The sequence below is a fragment of the Saliterribacillus persicus genome, from assembly GCF_003337485.1.
GTDB classification, from domain to species: domain Bacteria; phylum Bacillota; class Bacilli; order Bacillales; family Amphibacillaceae; genus Saliterribacillus; species Saliterribacillus persicus.
This window is the reverse complement of the sequence record NZ_QPJJ01000003.1, coordinates 86,823-103,109: the sequence shown is the minus strand read 5'-3', so window position 1 is coordinate 103,109 and position 16,287 is coordinate 86,823. Positions and strand designations below refer to the sequence as shown.

Below are 16,287 nucleotides of genomic sequence, written 5' to 3'. Positions count from 1 at the left end.
TTTTCTAATTTAAAAGGAGGATGATTACATGGATTTAAAAGGCTACCATATGTGGTTACAGTACCAGCCAATAAAAGATAAGCAATACAAGAAAGCAATCGCACCATTTTTAAAAAATATTCGAAGTGTAGAGAATTCACCAGTTTTAAGCAATGCAATGGAAGAATTAGCAATGGGAATAAAAGGTATGTTCAATATCGAGGTTAATTACAATCTATCCACTGAGGAAGGGATTGTGATTGGTACAACAGATATATTAGAAAAAGAGTTAGGAAGAGATGTTAAAAGTTCCTTACATGAAGAAAGCAAAGAAGCTTTTGAAATTATTAAAGACGAAAAAAAACTATTTATTATTGGAAATTCGGTACAAGGTGCCTTGTATGGAGCGCATCATTTTTTACGGTCACTGCAATTGAAAAAGACAATAGATCAACTTGAGATTATCTCTTCTCCTAAAAATGATTTTCGTATGTTGAATCAATGGGACAATTTTGATGGAACAGTTGAAAGAGGTTATTCAGGAAACTCAATATTCTTTAAAAACGACCAAATTGTTCAAAATAAGTCCCGTATCAAAGACTACGCACGTTTTTTATCTTCTGTAGGAATTAACGCTATTTCAATAAATAATGTGAATGTGTGGGAAAAAGAAACGTTTTTAATCACCAAGAAACATTTAGCTGAGGTGAAAAAAATTGCAGCTATTTTTAGAGGATATGGCATCAAACTTTATCTGAGTATTAATTTTGCTAGTCCAATGGCCATTGACCAACTAGCTTCAGCGGATCCTCTAGATGAGAATGTTAAAAAATGGTGGAAGGATAAAGCGAAGGAAATTTATCAAGAAATACCTGACTTTGGTGGGTTTGTAGTGAAAGCTGATTCTGAGCACAGACCTGGACCTTTCTTTTACAATAGAAACCATGCTGATGGGGCAAATATGTTAGCGGAAGCGGTCGCTGACTTCGGTGGCAAAATCATATGGAGATGTTTTGTCTATAACTGCTTACAAGACTGGCGAGATCGATCAACGGACCGGGCAAGAGCAGCATATGATCATTTTAAGCCGTTAGATGGAGATTTTTTAGATAATGTTATTTTGCAAATTAAAAATGGTCCAATGGATTTCCAAGTAAGAGAGCCCGTCTCCCCTTTAATCGGTGCGATGCAGAGCACAAATCAACTGATCGAATTTCAAGTTGCACAGGAATATACAGGGCAACAAAAGGATTTGTGTTATCTCATTCCGCAATGGAAGGAAGTATTATCCTTTGATACATATCACAAGGGTGAAGGATCGACTATAGAAGAAGTGGTAGCAGGAAATATTCATCCCTATAAGTATAGCGGTATTGTAGCTGTATCTAATATTGGTGATGACGAAAATTGGACCGGGAATACGTTAGCTCAAGCTAATTTATACGGTTATGGAAGGTTAATTTGGAATCCTTCATTAACATCAGAGCAAATTGCAGAGGAATGGATCATACAAACCTTTGGTGAGGAGAAAATAGTGAGGGAAACGATTTTAGATATGTTGTTAAAATCCTGGCCAACTTATGAAAAGTATACAGCTCCTTTAGGTGTAGGTTGGATGATAAATCCAGGTCACCACTATGGCCCAAACATTGACGGCTATGAATACGCAGCTTGGGGAACTTATCATTTTGCTGATCGTGATGGCATTGGTGTGGATAGGACAGAAAAGACAGGTACAGGTTATGCTGCGCAATATCAAATTGAAAATCAACGTTTTTTTGAAGATCTTGACACGTGTCCGGAAAATCTTCTTTTATTTTTTCATCATCTACCATACAAGTATACATTAAAAAGTGGTAAATCGATCATTCAGCATATCTATGATACTCATTTTGAGGGCTACAGGGAAGTAGAGGAATTAATAGAATTATGGAATAAAGTAGAAGCTTACGTGGAAGAAACTACTTTTAACAATGTTGCTGATCGTTTATCTATGCAACTTGCGAATGCAAAAGAGTGGCGTGATCAAATTAATACTTATTTTTATCGTAAATCAGGTATTAAAGATGAAAAAGGACGCACAATTTATTAGGAGTTGAGTACAACCAATGAATATGGTATTTAGATGGTTCGGTGAAGGCAATGATAGTGTCTGTCTAGAAGATATTAAACAAATACCAGGAGTGAAAGGAGTTGTATGGGCCCTTCATGATATTGAAGCTGGGGAGGTTTGGCCGAAAGAGAGAATCGATAAAATTAAACAAGAGGCAGACAGGCTCCATTTTCATTTGGATGTAGTAGAAAGCATTAATATACATGAATCTATCAAGCTAGGATCCACGGATCGGGATTATTATATTGATAATTATATCGAAACTATAAAAAATGTTGCTAACGCTGGTGTCAAAGTAATTTGCTATAACTTTATGCCTGTATTTGATTGGATTAGGACTGATCTCTATAAAACATTACCGGACGGATCTTCGGCAATGTTTTACGAAAAGGATTTAATAAAAGATTTAGATCCTCTTGATTTGGCAGATAAAATAAACGAAAACCCGGCCTATACGATGCCAGGATGGGAACCAAGCAGGATGAAAGCTTTAAAGAATTTATTTGAAAAGTATCAATCCGTAACCGAAGAGGATTTATTTCAGTATTTGCGTTATTTTTTAGAAAGAGTTATTCCTGTATGCGCAGCACACGATATCAAGCTTGCCTTACATCCAGATGATCCACCATGGGAGGTTTTTGGATTACCTAGAATTGCTACCAATCAAAAAAACTTGGGACGAATCTTGCAGTTAGTTGATCATCCTGCAAATGGTTTAACTTTTTGCACGGGAGCTTTAGGAGTAAATCCAAATAATAATCTTGTGAAAATGATAGAGGATTTTCAAAAGCGCATTTATTTTGCTCATATTCGAAATGTGAAGAATTTTGAGAATGGTGACTTTATTGAAACCTCCCATTACACAAAGGATGGTTCGATTGAAATAGATGCAGTAATGGAGATGCTTAGCAAGGTGAATTATAGCGGTTATATTAGGCCTGATCATGGGAGACATATTTGGAATGAAAAATCTAGAGCTGGTTATGGGCTTTATGATCGTGCCTTAGGGATCATGTATTTACATGGGTTATGGGATGCATTTGAACGAAAGAAGGAGGGGCTTAAACGTGTTACCAATTAATAAAAATTTAGAAAACAAAGTAGCAGTTGTGACCGGTGGAGGTGGCGTTTTATGTGGAGCGATGGCTATGGAATTAGGTAGACAAGGAATGAAAGTAGCTGTATTAAATAGAACGTTAGAAAAAGCCGAAACTGTGGTTGATAAAATTCGTAATGCGGGAGGAACTGCCATTTCTGTAGGGTGTGATGTATTAGATCGTGAAGCAGTAAAAAAAGCAGAGGAGATTGTTTTTAAAGAATTTGGTGCGTGTGATGTTTTGATAAATGGGGCAGGAGGCAATCATCCAAAAGGAAGTACGACAAATGAAGCGTTTAATATAGAGGATATAGAAAATAATGATATTACTTCATTCTTTGATCTCACTACAGAAGGATTTTCCTCTGTCTTTAATCTTAATTTTATTGGGACATTAATACCAACACAAATATTTGCTCAAAGAATGATAGAGAAGAAGACAACGATTATTAACATTTCATCTATGAGTGCACCTAGTCCGATGACAAAGGTGCCTGCATATTCTGCAGCAAAAGCAGCAGTAAATAATTTTACTCAGTGGCTCAGTGTTCACATGGCACCGGCTAACGTTCGAGTTAATGCAATTGCACCAGGCTTCTTCTTAACCGATCAAAATCGCCCATTACTAACGAACAAAGATGGCTCCCCAACACCTAGGATGGAGAAAATAATTAATCATACGCCAATGAGACGACTAGGAGATCCGGAAGATTTATTAGGAACTTTACTTTGGTTGGCTGATGAAGAAGCAAGTGGATTTGTTACAGGTACATGTATCGCCGTTGATGGTGGTTTTATGGCGTACAGCGGGGTTTAAAGAATAATTTCAAATGAAAAATTAATGAAATGTTTGTAGCAATAAAAGGGGTTTATCTATTTGACAACCTTGGATTGTATTCTAGATTCTGTTGTAGTAGTTAGCAGTAATTCCACAATAGAAAATATATATTCCAAATTCTGCAGTGCTAGCACAAGACGAGGTTAAAGCATTATAAATAACTGTCGAAACACATAATGTTTTAAAGAACTTCAGTCAAAAGTTCCCTTTGTTAGTTAAAGTACCTGAAGTTATAGATGAGGAGTACTTATCCAATCTAACGTAGAAAGCAGAGCAATATATAGACGTAGTGAAAAAGCTGGGTGATCAACACATTAAAAAGAATGGTGTACAAATGCGAATTTGTACACCAATTGAGATTGCTTTCAATAATAAAAAATTAAGATAACAGTTCTAGTGTTGCTTGATTTTCTTTAAAAAATAACTCTATATTTACTGAAGCTATACCAAGAACAGTTGAATATTCCTTCAGCATTGCACCGGAAATTTTCACATCATCACGGTTAAACCCAATAGTATGTGCATCGATATACTCTAAAATAGCTGGTAAGACAAATTTCTCTGCTTCAATCATCGCATTACCAAGAATGACTTGCTCGGGATTAAAGATATGAAGAATATTGGTGATACCTATACCCAAATATTTACCCATGTCGTTTAATAGTGAGATAGCTTCTTTGTCATTTTTTTCTGCAGCTTTTACTATCGTATGAATGGATTTAAACTGATCTGTTTTTGCTTTACTAAGTAGGGCGTTTTCTGATGCGTACAATTCCCAACAACCAGTATTTCCACATCTGCACTTTAGTCCATCTCTTTCAATCGTCATATGACCGAGTTCTCCTGAAAAACCACGGATTCCTTTATACAATTCGCCATCTAAGATTAAACCGACACCAATACCTGTTCCTACACTTACATATACCAGGTCATTAGATTTTTGTCCTGCTCCATAGGTTTTTTCACCGATTGCTCCCGCATTTGCTTCATTCTCAACAACAATTGGTAGCTGATATTTATCTGCTAATATTTCTTTCAATTGAACGTTTTTCCAGTCTAAGTTTGGGGCAAGTAGCACTTCCCCTTCGTTTGAAATAACTCCTGGTACGCCTATTCCTATCCCAACTATCCCATAAGGAGCGTCTGGAGCAGCTGCAATTAATTCATTTATTAATCCATATAATCTTTCAAGCACAATTTCAACTTGATTATCTTCTAGAATTATCTTTTTCCCCTCGAGGATATTCCCTTTTAAGTCACAAAGCACACCAAGTATATTTTTAACTCCTAGGTCAATGCTAATCGTGAATCCTGCCTGTTGATTAAAAAGAAGCATGACAGGGCGTCTCCCACCACTCGATTGTCCGGTTCCGGACTCGGAAATTAATTTTTCGTTCATTAACTCACTTACTAAAGAAGAAACGGTACCTTTATTCAATCCGGTTTGTTGTGCAATACTAGCTCTTGAGATTGGTGCATGTTCTCGGATTTGATCGAGAACTAACGTTTTATTTTCTTTTTTTACAACGTGCTGGTTCCAAGTTTGGCTCACAATCTTCACTCACTCTCTATATACGATCGTATTGTACGCTCTATTTTATCACATTTTAAAATTCTTTACTATAATCTTTGTTTAGTCACTAGACAAACTTAGAAAGCGTTGCTATAATGAAGGCGTTGAAATAAATCTTAAAAACAATTCGGAGGGATAACAAAATGACATGGTTTGAAAACGTTAACAAGATTAATTATGAAGGCCCACAGTCAAAGAATCCACTAGCATTTAAATTTTATAATCCAGAAGAGAAAATTAATGGACAAACAATGGAAGAGTTTTTACGTTTTGGTGTTGCATATTGGCACACGTTTACTGCTGATTTATCGGATCCTTTTGGTACGGGTACAGCAATTAGACCTTGGGATAAATATACTGGAATGGACCAAGCTAAAGCACGTGTAGAAGCAGCATTTGAATTTTTCGATAAAATTGGTGCAAAATACTTCTGTTTCCACGATGTAGATATTGCACCAGAAGGCGATACCTTAAAAGAAACCTATCAAAATTTAGATACGATTACTGCTATGATTAAAGATTACATGAAGGATAGTGACGTAAAATTGCTTTGGAACACAGCAAACAATTTTACGAACCCACGATTTGTTCATGGTGCAGCATCTTCTAACAATGCAGATGTATTTGCTTATTCTGCGGCGAAAGTGAAAAAAGGTTTAGAAATCGGGAAAGAACTAGGTGCAGAAAACTATGTATTCTGGGGTGGACGTGAAGGGTATGAGACCCTATTAAACACTGACTTAAAATTAGAACAGGATAACCTTGGACGTTTCTTCCAAATGGCTGTAGACTATGCGAAAGAAATTGGCTTTGATGCACAGTTCTTAATTGAGCCAAAACCAAAAGAACCAACAACACACCAATATGATTTTGATGTGCAATCAGCACATGCTTTCTTATTGAACTATGGTCTAGCGGACAAATTTAAATTTAATATTGAAGCAAACCACGCAACTCTAGCTGGCCATACTTTCGAACACGAGCTTCGTTACGCAAGAGTTAATGGAATGCTTGGTTCTGTTGATGCTAACCAAGGCGATCCACTATTAGGCTGGGATACAGATGAATTCCCTGCAGACATCTATTCGATTACACTTGCGATGTATGAGATTATTAAAAACGGTGGATTAGGATCTGGCGGACTTAACTTTGACGCAAAAGCTCGTCGTGGCTCATTTGATCCTGAGGATTTATTCTATGCACATATTGCTGGAATGGACCATTTTGCAGTTGGTTATAAGGTTGCAAATCAACTAGTTCAAGATAAAGTTTTCGAAAATATAATTGATGATCGTTATGATAGTTATAAAAATGGAGTTGGGCTTGATATTGTAAGTGGAAAAGCTGACTTCAAATCATTAGAAAAGCATGCTTTAGGCTTAGGAGATATTAAGAACAAGTCTGGTCGTTTAGAAGTAATTAAAGCTACAGTTAATCAATATATTCTTAATGCCTATTCAAAATAATCGATCATAAAAAGAGGTGAAGCTATGAGCTATGTAATTGGTGTAGACCTCGGTACAAGTGCGGTTAAGTTACTATTAGTGAATAAAGCAGGAGAGGTAGTCCATGAGGTTTCCAAGGACTACTCGCTTATTCAAGAGAAAACCGGATACTCCGAACAAAAGCCTGAGGACTGGGTGAATCAGACCATTTTAGGAATAAAAGAATTAGTGGAAAGCTTTGATGGTAATGTTTCAGAAATTGAAGGCTTAAGCTTTTCGGGGCAAATGCATGGACTTGTCCTGCTAGATGAAAATAATCAAGTTCTTCGAAATGCAATACTATGGAATGACACGCGGACAACACCTCAGTGTCAAACCATTTATAACAAAGTTGGAAAAGATAAATTTATAAAAATCACAAAAAATTTAGCGCTTGAAGGATTTACATTACCCAAAATATTGTGGGTGAAAGAAAACGAACCTGAAATTTTCGAAAAAGCGAAAACATTTGTTTTACCTAAGGATTATGTACGTTATGCATTAACCAAACAATTGCATATGGATTTTTCTGATGCGGCAGGCACGAGTTTACTAGATGTTCACGCGAAAAAATGGAGTAAAGAAATTTGTGATGCATTAGATCTCGATATTTCCATTTGTCCACCATTAGTGGATTCTCACGCATACGTAGGAGACATTACTGATGAGGTAAAAGAAGCTACGTCCTTGCCGTCTGGCACCAAGGTTTTCGCAGGTGGTGCTGATAATGCTTGTGGCGCAATTGGATCAGGTATTCTTTCTGAAGGAAAAACATTCGCAAGCATAGGGACATCAGGTGTGGTTTTATCCTATGAACCAACTGGTGATAAAGATTACGAAGGTAAAGTGCATTATTTTAATCATGGTGAAGAAGATGCTTTTTATGCTATGGGAGTTACTCTTTCAGCAGGACATAGTCTGAACTGGTTTAAAAATACCTTTGCTAAAGAATTGGATTTTGATACATTATTAGATGGTGTTGGTGACGTACCAGCTGGCTCCAATGGTTTATTATTCACACCATATCTTGTTGGAGAAAGAACTCCACATGCTGATTCGCAAATTAGAGCGAGCTTTATAGGGATGGATAGCTCTCATGGATTGAATGATTTTGCACGAGCTGTCCTCGAAGGGATAACGTTCTCTTTACACGAATCCATTTCGATTTTTAGAGAGAATGGAAAAGTGATTGATACCATTTATTCTATTGGCGGTGGTGCTAAAAATGCTGCTTGGTTACAAATGCAAGCTGATATTTTTAATGCCAAAATTGTAAAATTGAAAAGTGAACAAGGACCTGGTATGGGAGCTGCAATGTTAGCAGGATTTGGAGTAGGATGGTTTTCATCTTTAAAAGAATGTGCGGATGCATTTTTAGAGGATGCACAGACATTTGAACCAAATAAAGAAAATGTTGAAAAATACCAACAATTATTTCCACTATATCAAAACGTTTACCAACAAACAAAAGAGCTTAACGAAAACCTTATGCAGTTTAGAAAATAATAGTAGAAAAAGACGTCCTTCCACCTGGGGGGACGTCTTTTTGTGGTTTAGAAATTATAAAATTATTGACTGTGGAATATTTGGACATCTAAATATAGTCGTGACCATTTGTATTCTCCTAGTTCCTTTATTTTATATTACGAAATAGGAATAAAAGCTTTCAAATTACGAATATCAGCAATAATTTACGAATAAATAATTAAATTACCGAATATAGCGAATAAATAAACGAATATATAACGAAAAATACGAATATCCATCTATTTTATAATTAATTATTTGGCATCCAAATTTTAAAGTTTCCGCTTAGAGCTAATAAACTAAAGAAATACAAGCAATTATCATAATATCTCCGATTGCCGGTACGAACGGGTGTGTTCCAAAATAAGTCTACAAATTCTTGTGCCTTTTCATCCTTTGTCGAGAGGGAGGCCATTGCATTGGCAGCAATAAGTCCAACAGGATGTAAGCATTTTTCTTCAAATGCTTCCCCATTTATTCTGTAACGTCTATAGTTCTCTGGATCCTTGTCATGAAAGAATGCTTGAATTTTTTCATTAACAACAACTGGACAAGCATTATCTTTAAACCAGACATAATCAAGTGCGATATTACATGCAACACGGTAAGAATCGCTAAAAAAATGGCCGAATCCTCGAATATGGTTTGGTGATCCATCATAAAATGCATATTCAGGGGAGAGTCCTGTAACAGGATGAGCAGAAGTGGCAATATAGTGTCTACTTGCGATAGCTGCTTCTTTCCAGAAAGCTCGATCTTCTTCATAGCTCCACAATGCAAATAATTCATAAAAATGTGGTAAGTGATAGGATGGGTCTGAAAATTCTACACTTGGGACAAACTTAATTAGTTTATTCTCTCGATCCCACATGGAATAACCATCATTATTCTCACCCTTATGGAGGCAAGTGTGAAGTAAATCCTGTGCCTCTTTTTTATAGTTGAAAATACCACTTTTATCACCAAATCGGTGAGAAGCAAAAAATAATGCAAGAGCGAAATATTCTTCCCCATCAGGAGCAGGACCATATGCATTTTTTTCTCCATTCGGAGCACAAGACCATGCAAAGTATCCTGCATTTTCACCATCTTCCATATACATATTTGTTTTAGTCCATTTCCATAAACGGTTAAATAAATCTTCTTCATTCATTTGAACAGCCATCATCATTCCATAAGACATACCCTCTGTACGGACATCGTTATTCCCTGTATCCAGGATATACCCCGCGTCTTTTCCAACTGGAAAATAGATTCGCGTATCTTCTTCTTTTGGTGAGAATATTTTATTCCAGGTATCTTGAATCCAACTGTCAATCTCGTCTTGTTTATAACCGTATTCTGCAAGTAAGTTACGGTACGTATTAGTTGTAAATGCTGATTCCATCTGTATCCTCCTTATAATTTTTATGAAAAAGGATAATATTACTTCTTAACAAAAATAGAAATATATTACTACTATTTCTGTAAAGTCGCTTATCCTATTCCCAATTCATGAAAATTATACTATAATAAGTATGTATAACGAACAAACAAAGTATAGTATATCCTTTGATTTTTAAAGCGTTTACATAAGGGGTGAAGAATTTGGCAAAGACGAATAATATCGGAGGCATCTATAAAGCACTTGAATGGTTGATGTGGATGATGTATTTGAATTTACTATGGATAATCGGAAGTTTAGTAGGCTTGATTATTATTGGGGTATTCCCAGCAACGATTGCCTTAGTGACGGTTATGAGAGAGTGGTTAGCGAAGGAAGAGGAAGTGAGGTTTACCAAAACCTTTATTACCACCTATAAACGTGAGTTTTTAAGGTCGAACGGTGTAGGGTTAATCCTGACAGCAATCTTATATCTTCTCTATTTAAACTTTCAATTTGTTTTAAATATGCAGGGTTCTTTTCAAACCCTCATGCAAATTGGACTCATGATTGTAGGAATTCTATTTGTGATCTTGAGTTTATATATTTTTCCAACCTATGCTCATTTTGATATATCATTTCGGGATTATTTTAAACATGCATTTTTATTAGGAGTATTTAGTCCATTGATGACACTCATCATGATTGGCTTACTTGTTTTATTTCAGTTTATATTACGTTGGATTCCAGGACTGATTCCCGTTATTGGGGTTAGTGTTACCTTTTTTATCATTACATCCATTTCATTAATCGCGTTTGAGCGATTTGAAACAAGTCATAAGGTCCTTCATGAAAAACAACCAAAGGAGGGGTAAAATGTATAGCGTATTCATTGTCGATGATGATGTATTTGTGAGGAAAGGTATTATTTCTTTAATAGATTGGGAAAAATGCGGATTTACAGTGTGTGGACAAGCAGATGACGGGGAGGATGCGTTACTACAAATTGATCATTTACAGCCAGACCTTGTAATAACAGATATTCGAATGCCGGTTTTGGATGGATTAGGTTTAATACAAGGAATTTCTAAAACAATGGAAAAGCAACCATATTTCATTATAATCAGTGGATATAATGATTTTAAATATGCTCAAAAAGCACTGAGATTTGGTGTGCAGGATTTTATACTAAAGCCTGTTGATCAAGAGGAATTAGAGACCACTCTTTTAAAGGTAGCAAATGTAATTGAAAAAGATGCTAAAATAATTAAAAATCGAGAAAAAATGTTAGCGATTACATATATGAAAAAATTGCTAAATAATGAAATAAATCAGGAATTCATGAAAGAGTTGCATATTCCGCTTTTTAAAAAAGATTCCTATACGGTTACTAAAATTGAGCTTAATGGTATGGGGATTGATTATTCGTCTCTCTTAGAAGTTGTTCAGCAAACATTTGTTGAATACGATCTAGCTGATAACACCTTATTTTTTGAAGAAAAGACGGGATGTTTAGTTGCTGTTTTTACCGATATGAAATTAAAAAGTCAATCCTATAATCAACGGGACTTCTATAGAAAAATTCAACTCTATATAAATGCAAAAATGAAAGGGAATCTGCGCATATATAAAGGAAAAACAGTCAGTGAGTTACATAAATTGAAAGAATCGTATTTAACTGCCAAAACAACTGTTCAACATAAATATCTAAATGAAAATGATGTGTTATTTTATGAAGAGTTAGAAAAAGAAAAAATTCATTATATTGAATTAGATCGAACCTTTTATCAACAACTGATGGAAACAATTGAAGAAAATAATCAAGAAAAAATCGCTACAGTAATCAATCGCATCTTGGGAAATTGTAAGGAGCATCGTTTTGCTAAGGATGCAGTAAGTACAGTAGTTAATCGAGCTAATCACAAGATAATAAAAGCAATTAAAGAAGCTGGTGGAGATATAAGTCGAATTCATACGTGGAAATGGATGATGGAATGGGATCATTATCCTGTGAATTTAAAGGATATTAAACAATTATGGCTTTCTTTTTTAAAGGAATGTGCCGAACAGCTTCATCAGTTAAATAAAAACAATACCCAGGGGACCATCCATCAAATAAAAAAGTTCATCGATGCTAATTATCAGCAACCACTAACATTAAAAAGTATTGCGAATAAATTTTATATGAATCCAGTTTATATGGGACAATTATTTAAAAAGACATATGGTATTTATTTTAAAGAATATCTTCTAATAGCACGAGTAGAGGAAGCGAAGATACTCTTGCGTCAAACTGATGACAGAATATATGAGGTGGCTGAAAAAGTCGGCTTTGTAAATGCAGATTATTTTGTTACACAATTTGAAAAGACAGTAAACATGACACCGACACAATATCGAAAGAAAATTGCAAATAAATAAGAATATGGATGGGATACGATGAAAAGGATCCATTTTAATGATGTGAAAATTAGAAATAAACTCTTAATGATTTACATGGTGTCAGTATTTTTACCAATCGTACTTACCAATGTTATTTTTTATCATGTTACAAGTGAAAATGTAAAAGCTCAAAAAATTAGTGATAGTGAGCTAGCATTAAAGCAAATTTCCAATGATTTCAGAAAAAGTGTGGAGGATGCGGTTGGTATTTCAACTGTTTTATACTCTGACTCATTGCTGCATCAATTTTTAGAAACAACTTATGAAACCCCACTAGATTTTATACTTGCCTACAATTATTATTTTAGAGATGTGAATAAGTATACCCCTATATACTCATCAATTCGATCGATTTATTTGTATACAGATAATTCATCTGTTATTACAGCAGGTGGGATTTTTGGCATTGATAAAAAAGTTAAAGACTCTCATTGGTATCAAAGTACTTCGAATATTAGACAGTTTTATCCTGTTGTTACCCGTACGTTAGATGATCAAGGAGAACTATCAAAATTTAGTGTAGTAAGGCAATTGGATTATTTTAATCAAAATAATACACAAAAAATAATTATGATTAATTTAAATGACAGTGTGATTGAACAGATTTTTCATAACGTTACCTTTGAAGGAGATATTTATCTCGTCAATAAAGAAGGAAATATCGAGTATACAACAAAGAATGATGTGCCGTGGAAAACACAATTTGTTTCTTATAAATCCATTAGAAATATAGAAGATAGTATTGAATTAACTTCTAACTATCAGCTTCAATATTTGAATGATTGGAAGTTAATCGGTATATTACCTGAAAATAATTTAATTTCTGATGTGGAAAATTCACGATCTTTTATATTTTACTTAGCTATATGGAATTTTGTAATTCCTTCTATGTTTATTATCTATATGGCAGGTAATATTCATCTGCGTTTAAATCAAATAGTGAGAAAAATGAGAAAGGTAAAAGATCAAAGTTTTGAAATGATAGAAGGTGCTACGTATAAAGATGAGATTGGTGTTTTAACATCGGAATTTAATCGAATGACCAAAAAAATAAAAGGTTTAATAAATGATGTTTATATTGTTAAGATTCAAAAAAAGGATTTAGAACTGCAAAAAAAAGAAGCGCAATTAAATGCACTTCAAAGCCAGATCAATCCTCATTTTCTGTTTAATGTACTAGAAACCGTTAGAATGAGGAGCTTATTAAAAGAAGAAAAAGAGACAGCTGAGATTATTCATAATATGGCTAAAATTTTACGTAATTCCATTACATGGGACAAGGATTGGATAACGATTGAACAAGAATTGTTGCTTGCTAAAAGCTTTCTCGAGATTCAGCAATATCGTTTCGATGATAAATTATATTATGAGTTTGAGATTGATAACGATGTTAAAAAAGTAGAAATTCCCAATATGGTGATTATACCTTTTATTGAAAATGCTAGTATCCATGGAATTGAAGCTAAAAAAGGCAAAGGAAAAGTAGTTGTAAAAGTTGAGAGAGAAGATCAAGCGATCATTTTTAGAATATACGATAATGGGGTAGGTATGTCAGAAGATAAAGTAAGACAACTATATCGATCACTGGAAAAAGATGAAATAGGAGACCGTGTTGGGATTAAGAATGTTTATTACAGGTTGAAAATGTATTATGGTGATTCCTTTACCTTGAATATTGAGAGTCAAAAGAATGAAGGCACCATGATAATACTAAAATTACCTATTATTCTTTTAAAAACAAGAGAGTAGTATATAAAACTAGGAAGAGTAAGATGAAATGCACCCTAACTGTAGTATATAATTCTGCAATTAGCGGTGCAATTTTTCTGTTATGTTAATCACCATTTATTTATGTGCTAAAAAACTATACGTGAATATGTGTTAGCCGCTTTTTGTGAAAGTAATAGAAATAAAGGATCTTAAGTTTTGAAAGTTTCACCTATACTTTGTTCGGTTACGGCACAAAGTTTTCAAAGTTATAATGAAAGTGCTTACAAGGGAAAGCGATTACAATTTTCCTTGTAAAAATAAATGATACATTGAAAGGGGAAAAGGGTTATGTCGAGGTTTTTCAAGATTGGTCTTTTTGGAGTTATGCTTTTGCTATTATTTGCACTGATCGGTTGTAGTGATGATACAGAAGAAACTAGTGGAAATGATTCTGATGATACAGAAGAGACAGATGAATCGTCAGGAGAGGTTACCACCTTCAAATTCTTTGATGCATCTGCACCAGGTACAGATATCAATACGAGTGAAACGAGATTAGGAAAGATTTTTGAAGAAGAAACTGGTGTTAATTTTGACATTGAACACATTGTTGGGGATGTTAATACGAAAATAGGTACGATGATTGCTAGTGGAGAGTACCCACACCTAATGAACGCAGAGCAATCAACCGATGCTGTTATTGACGCAGGTGCGTATATTCCTTTAAATGACTTAATAGAAGAGCATGCACCTAATATTAAAGAAATGTATGGACCATATTTAGAAATGATGAAGCGTGATGATGGGAATATTTATCTAATTCCATCTGGAGCTGCAAATGGATATGCTGCACCACCTAATCCAGATCAAGGTGGATGGTGGATCAAACGCGAAGTATTAAAAGCCATGGATTATCCACAGCCTAAAACATTAGATGACTATTTTAACATAATCGAAGAATATGCTGCTGAGAATCCTCAAATGGATGGGGCAGATACGATTGGCTTTACCGCTTTAACTTACGACTGGCGCTTCTTCGCATTCTCTAACCAACCAATGCATTTAGCAGGTTATCCGAATGATGGCGGTATTTTAGTCGATATGGATACACTTGAAACAGAAGTATATGGAAATAAAGATATTACAAAAGATTGGTTAATGAAAATAAATGAAGTGAATGATAAAGGACTTTTTGATAGAGAAGCATTCACACAAAATTATGATGAGTATTTAGCTAAGGTAACTTCTGGTCGTGTGTTAGGGTTCTTTGACTATCGCTGGCAAGCTGGTCAAGCATTAGATAATATCCAAAATGCAGATGATCCTTACGCAGAATATATGGCATTTCCAATAGTATTTGAAGAAGGAATAAAGGACCAATATCTTGACCCAAGCGGATTTGTAGCATCTCCTGGTATGGGTATTACAACTAGTGCTACAGAAGAAGAACAAATCCAAATCATCAAATACCTAGATCATCTTGCACAAGAAGAAGTGCAAAAATTGATTATGTGGGGCTTTGAAGGTGAGACATATGAGGTAGATGAAGACGGACGTTACTACCGTACAGAAGAACAAATTGATTTAGCTGCTGATCAAGACTATCGTGATGAAACAGGCTGGACCTATTTTGAGTGGGGTTGGCCACGTATGAGTGGACTTTATAGCGATGGTAATGCTGTAGAACCTGGAAGACAACCTGAAGTAGCTGTCTTGTCTTATGATGAAACAGATAAAGAGTTTTTAGACGCTTATGGAATTGAAACATTTAGTGAATTATTTTCTAAACCAGATGAAAGACCATGGTTCCCTGCTTGGGATACACCAATTGAACAAGGTTCTCCAGCTCAAATTTATGAGCAACAAGTAGATGATTTAATGAAAAGTTCTTATCCTAAGATTGCACTTGCTGATCCAGGTGAGTTTGAAGCAGAATGGGAAAATTATGTAGATCAATTTGAGCAATTAGATTATGAAGCATATGAAGAAGTAATAACTGAATCGGTTAAAAGAAAAGCAGAATTAGCAGGAAACTAATAAACAGGAAGGCTGTTTTGACAGCCTTCTGATTTTTTAAAACAATTATGTAGAATTTTATATATGATACTCGAGAATTCGTCGATTTGCAGAGAAATTTTAAAAGGCTGCAACCTGACTTTTTA

Annotated in this window: 11 protein-coding genes; 9 read left to right on the top strand and 2 right to left on the bottom strand. The window is 34.9% G+C overall.

Annotated features, from left to right (window positions below):
- Positions 1-28 precede the first annotated feature (28 nt).
- The 3 genes from DFR57_RS04180 to DFR57_RS04170 are packed head-to-tail and all read left to right on the top strand — an operon-like array spanning position 29 to position 4,005.
- Entirely contained in the window at positions 29-2,071 is a 2,043-nt protein-coding gene (locus DFR57_RS04180; protein WP_114351906.1) for an alpha-glucuronidase family glycosyl hydrolase, read from the top strand.
- 16 nt (positions 2,072-2,087) lie between these two features.
- A complete protein-coding gene (gene uxuA / locus DFR57_RS04175) occupies positions 2,088-3,173 on the top strand; it encodes a mannonate dehydratase (RefSeq protein WP_114351905.1) in 1,086 nt (361 codons plus the stop codon).
- Positions 3,160-4,005: an SDR family oxidoreductase gene (locus DFR57_RS04170; RefSeq protein WP_114351904.1), complete on the top strand. Its 846-nt coding sequence runs from the start codon at positions 3,160-3,162 to the stop codon at positions 4,003-4,005. The genes uxuA and DFR57_RS04170 overlap by 14 nt, the downstream gene beginning before the upstream one ends.
- Before the next feature lie 400 nt (positions 4,006-4,405).
- Here the strand turns inward: DFR57_RS04170 and DFR57_RS04165 are convergent, their stop codons facing one another.
- Positions 4,406-5,578 carry an ROK family transcriptional regulator gene (locus DFR57_RS04165; RefSeq protein ID WP_114351903.1) on the bottom strand — a complete coding sequence of 391 codons (1,173 nt, stop codon included), beginning with the start codon at positions 5,576-5,578 and terminating at the stop codon, positions 4,406-4,408.
- A gap of 164 nt (positions 5,579-5,742) precedes the next feature.
- Between DFR57_RS04165 and xylA the strand changes: the two genes are divergently transcribed.
- Both xylA and xylB read left to right on the top strand, forming a co-directional pair.
- A complete protein-coding gene (xylA, locus tag DFR57_RS04160) occupies positions 5,743-7,065 on the top strand; it encodes a xylose isomerase (protein WP_114351902.1) in 1,323 nt (440 codons plus the stop codon).
- A gap of 24 nt (positions 7,066-7,089) precedes the next feature.
- Positions 7,090-8,589 (top strand): xylulokinase, encoded by a 1,500-nt coding sequence (gene xylB / locus DFR57_RS04155; protein ID WP_114351901.1) that lies wholly within the window; start codon positions 7,090-7,092, stop codon positions 8,587-8,589.
- A gap of 271 nt (positions 8,590-8,860) precedes the next feature.
- On the opposite strand, the gene DFR57_RS04150 is transcribed toward xylB, so the two are convergent.
- Positions 8,861-9,997 (bottom strand): family 8 glycosyl hydrolase, encoded by a 1,137-nt coding sequence (locus DFR57_RS04150; RefSeq protein ID WP_114351900.1) that lies wholly within the window; start codon positions 9,995-9,997, stop codon positions 8,861-8,863.
- Positions 9,998-10,197: 200 nt separating this feature from the next.
- Between DFR57_RS04150 and DFR57_RS04145 the strand changes: the two genes are divergently transcribed.
- From DFR57_RS04145 to DFR57_RS04130, 4 genes are all read left to right on the top strand, one after another.
- On the top strand, positions 10,198-10,848 hold the full coding sequence (locus DFR57_RS04145; protein ID WP_114351899.1) for a YesL family protein: 651 nt from the start codon (positions 10,198-10,200) through the stop codon (positions 10,846-10,848).
- A gap of 1 nt (position 10,849) precedes the next feature.
- Entirely contained in the window at positions 10,850-12,394 is a 1,545-nt protein-coding gene (locus DFR57_RS04140; RefSeq protein WP_170132904.1) for a response regulator transcription factor, read from the top strand.
- 18 nt (positions 12,395-12,412) lie between these two features.
- On the top strand, positions 12,413-14,164 hold the full coding sequence (locus tag DFR57_RS04135) for a cache domain-containing sensor histidine kinase (RefSeq protein WP_114351897.1): 1,752 nt from the start codon (positions 12,413-12,415) through the stop codon (positions 14,162-14,164).
- 309 nt (positions 14,165-14,473) lie between these two features.
- Positions 14,474-16,162 (top strand): ABC transporter substrate-binding protein, encoded by a 1,689-nt coding sequence (locus DFR57_RS04130; RefSeq protein ID WP_114351896.1) that lies wholly within the window; start codon positions 14,474-14,476, stop codon positions 16,160-16,162.
- Positions 16,163-16,287: the final 125 nt, after the last annotated feature.

Bases quoted from the DNA above. Each gene is read 5' to 3' on its own strand.
- DFR57_RS04180 (WP_114351906.1), top strand. From the start codon at position 29: ATGGATTTAAAAGGCTACCATATGTGGTTACAGTACCAGCCAATAAAA.
- uxuA (WP_114351905.1), top strand. From the start codon at position 2,088: ATGAATATGGTATTTAGATGGTTCGGTGAAGGCAATGATAGTGTCTGT.
- xylA (WP_114351902.1), top strand. From the start codon at position 5,743: ATGACATGGTTTGAAAACGTTAACAAGATTAATTATGAAGGCCCACAG.
- xylB (WP_114351901.1), top strand. From the start codon at position 7,090: ATGAGCTATGTAATTGGTGTAGACCTCGGTACAAGTGCGGTTAAGTTA.
- DFR57_RS04150 (WP_114351900.1), bottom strand. From the start codon at position 9,997: ATGGAATCAGCATTTACAACTAATACGTACCGTAACTTACTTGCAGAA.
- DFR57_RS04140 (WP_170132904.1), top strand. From the start codon at position 10,850: ATGTATAGCGTATTCATTGTCGATGATGATGTATTTGTGAGGAAAGGT.
- DFR57_RS04135 (WP_114351897.1), top strand. From the start codon at position 12,413: ATGAAAAGGATCCATTTTAATGATGTGAAAATTAGAAATAAACTCTTA.
- DFR57_RS04130 (WP_114351896.1), top strand. From the start codon at position 14,474: ATGTCGAGGTTTTTCAAGATTGGTCTTTTTGGAGTTATGCTTTTGCTA.